The organism is Micromonospora endophytica, from assembly GCF_003236305.1.
GTDB classification, from domain to species: domain Bacteria; phylum Actinomycetota; class Actinomycetes; order Mycobacteriales; family Micromonosporaceae; genus Micromonospora; species Micromonospora endophytica.
Window position 1 is genome coordinate 1 of the sequence record NZ_POTX01000399.1, and the last position, 3333, is coordinate 3333.

Here is a 3333-nt window from a genome sequence, read left to right on the forward strand (position 1 = left end):
GGGCTGGGCCGGGGCTGGGCCGGGCCGGGCGTCAGAGCTGCCGCATCACCTCGGTGGCGACCAGGTCCAGGTGGTCCAGGTCGCCCAGGTCCAGCACCTGGAGGTAGATCCGCTGGCTGCCGACCTCCGCGTACCGACCGATCTTGTCGACGATCTCGGCGGGGGTGCCGGCCAGACCGTTCTCCCGCAGCTCGGCCGGCTCCCGGCCGATCGCCGCGGCCCGCCGGGCCACCTCGGCCTCGTCCCGCCCGCAGCAGAGCACCAGCGCGTTGGACCAGGTCAGCTCGGCCGGGTCGCGGCCGATCTCCTGGCACGCGGCGCGGACCCGGGCGAACTGGCTGACCGTGTCGGCGATGGAGACGAACGGCAGGTTGAACTCGTCGGCGTAACGGGCGGCAAGTGCCGGCGTACGCTTCGCGCCCATCCCGCCGAGCAGGATCGGCGGGTGTGGCCGCTGCACCGGCTTGGGTAGCGCCGGCGAGTCGCTCACCTGGTAGTGCTTGCCGGTGAAGTCGAACGTCTCGCCCGACGGGGTACGCCACAGTCCGGTGATCACGGCCAGTTGCTCGGCCAGCCGGTCGAAGCGCTCCCCCAGCCCCGGGAAGGGGATCCCGTACGCCTGGTGCTCGGCGTCGTACCAGCCGGTGCCGATGCCCAGTTCGACCCGGCCGCCGCTCATCTGGTCGACCTGGGCGACGGTGATGGCGAGCGGGCCGGGCAGCCGGAACGTCGCGGCGCTCATCAGGGTGCCGAGCCGGATGGTCCGGGTGTCGCGGGCCAACCCGGCCAGCGTGGTCCAGGCGTCGGTGGGGCCGGGGTCGCCGCTGACCGACCCCATCTTGAGGTAGTGGTCGGAGCGGAAGAAGGCGCCGAAGCCGGTTTCCTCGGCGCGGCGGGCCACGGCGAGCAGGTCGTCGTAGCTGGCACCCTGCTGGGGTTCGGTGAAGATCCGCAGTTCCATGGGTCGAGCATAGGTAAGGCGACCGGGCTTGGCTGGCGGAGCTGGACGCTGCCGGAACCATTACTGTCGATCACCATGTCGACATTCACCCTTCCCACCGAGGACGTGCTGCGGGCGCGGGAGAAGCTGGTCCTCGACCACTTCGACGACGAGGTTCGCCAGGACTGGGACAGCGTGCTTACCACGTTCCCGCACCCGCACTACGAACTGGTCGCCTCGATGACCGTGCACGACGGAGACGCCGCGGTGCGCGGCTACTACCACGACACCCGGGTCGCCTTCCCGGACCAGCATCACGAGATCATCGCGATGCGGCACAGCCACGATGCGGTGATCGTCGAGTTCTGGTTGATCGGTACGCATCTCGGCCCGCTCGGCAAGATCCCACCAACCGGTGGCCGGCACCGTACCCGGATGACCGCCTACTTCATCTTCGACGAACACGAGAAGCTGGTCACCGAGCGGGTGTACTTCGACCAGCTCTCCGTCCTCAAGCAGGTGATCAGCCACCTGGACAAGAGGAAGCCACGCGATCTGCTCACGCTGATGCGCGTCGTACGCGGCATGCTCGCCATGGCCGGCAGTGCGCCGGACCCGCGTCTGCTGTCCGCGCCGGACGCCACCGACGGCCGCTAGGGACGGGTCGACCCGGCAGCGCGGTGGACGAAAATGGTTGCAGGTCTTGCAGGAGACCGCAAGAGCCTCTTTGACATTGAGTCAGAGGATGAAACAGAGGTTCACAACCATCGACCGCGCTGTTACGGTCACGCAACCACCGCAACTTCTTGCACCACTTGCAGGAATCCTTGCCGTCATCGTGACTGCACCTGACCGTCCCCTGAGGAGGGCTCCGTGCGCATCCCCCGTCCTCGCGCCGTGATACCCGCGGCGCTGGCCGCGACAATGGTCGCGGCCACCCTCACCGCCGTCACCGCCGGTGCACCCGCCAGCGCCGCCGAGGTACGCGCCAACGGCGACGCGATAGTCCACCTGTTCCAGTGGCGATGGGACTCCGTGGCCAACGAGTGCGAGACCAACCTCGGCCCCAACGGCTGGGGCGGAGTGCAGGTCTCGCCGCCGCAGGAACACGTGGTGCTGCCCAGCGCCGAGGGCGCGACCTACCCGTGGTGGCAGGACTACCAACCGGTGTCGTACCGGCTGGACGCCACCCGGCGCGGCACGAAGGCCCAGTTCGTCGACATGGTCGAGCGCTGCCGGGCGCAGGGCGTCAAGATCTATGTGGACATGGTGCTGAACCACATGAGCGGCACCGGTTCGGCCGGCAGCGGTCCAGGCAGCGCCGGCACCGTCTACAGCAAGTACAGCTACCCGAACCTGTTCAACGACGGCTCGGGCGACAGCTACGGCTACGGCGACTTCGCGCCCTGCTACCGGCGGATCAGCAACTGGGGCAACAAGCAGGAGGTCCAGGACTGCGAGCTGCTCGACCTGGCCGACCTCAACACCGCCGACCCCGAGGTACGACGGAAGATCGCCAAGTACATGAACGCGGTGATCGACCTGGGCGTGGCCGGGTTCCGGGTGGACGCCGCCAAGCACGTCCAGGAGTCACACCTGGCCGACATCATCAACCGGCTGCGCGACGTACCCGGCTTCGGCGGTCGACCGGACCTGTTCCACGAGGTGTACGGCGACGGCACGGTCCCCTACACCGCGTACGCCCCCTACGGCGGGGTGACCAACTTCGACTACCAGCGGGCCGTGTCGTCGGCGTTCCGCGACGGCAACATCGCCCAGCTCGGCAACCTGCCCAACTACGGCGGATTGACCGCGCAGCAGGCAGTGGTGTTCGTCGACAACCACGACACCCAGCGGGAGAACCCGACGCTGACGTACAAGAACGGGGCCCGCTACTACCTGGCGGACACGTTCATGCTGGCCCACCCGTACGGCCGGCCGCAGCTGATGTCGAGCTACGCCTTCGGTTCCGTGCACGGCCAGGGCCCGCCCAGCACGTCCAACGGCACCACCCTGGCTGCTGACTGCACCGGCGGGGCGTGGATCTGCGAGCACCGCAACCCGGGCGTGGCCGGCATGCCGGGCTTCCGCAACGCGGTCGCCGGCACCGGCATCGGATCGGTGGTCACCGACGGCAACGGCCGGCTGGCCTTCGCCCGGGGCAACCGGGGGTACGCCGCCTTCAACGCCACCGGCAGCGCGTGGAGCCGCAGCTTCAGCACCTCGCTGCCGGACGGCCGCTACTGCAACGTGGGCCGGGGCGCGTACGACAGCTCCACCGGAGCCTGCCCGGGCGGCGCGGTGACCGTCTCCGGCGGTGCCTTCACCGCGTCCATCGCCGCGGACCAGGCCGTCGCACTGCACGTCGAGGCCCGCCTGGACGGCCCGAACCC

General features: G+C 69.4%; 2 protein-coding genes and 1 pseudogene. 2 read left to right on the forward strand and 1 reads right to left on the reverse strand.

Going from position 1 to position 3333, the window contains the following annotated elements:
* Positions 1–31: 31 nt before the first annotated feature.
* Complete coding sequence (locus C1I93_RS29690) at positions 32–961, reverse strand: LLM class F420-dependent oxidoreductase (RefSeq protein WP_111246560.1); 930 nt, start codon at positions 959–961, stop codon at positions 32–34.
* Between the two features lie 75 nt (positions 962–1036).
* On the opposite strand from C1I93_RS29690, the pseudogene C1I93_RS29695 reads away from it, so the two are divergent.
* Positions 1037–1625, forward strand: a pseudogene (locus C1I93_RS29695) (ester cyclase); the annotation flags it as partial.
* A gap of 188 nt (positions 1626–1813) precedes the next feature.
* On the forward strand, positions 1814–3333 hold a 1520-nt coding region (locus C1I93_RS29700; RefSeq protein ID WP_111246562.1), incomplete at its 3' end, for an alpha-amylase.

Coding starts and splice junctions, on each gene's coding strand:
- C1I93_RS29690 (WP_111246560.1), bottom strand. CDS start 961: ATGGAACTGCGGATCTTCACCGAACCCCAGCAGGGTGCCAGCTACGAC.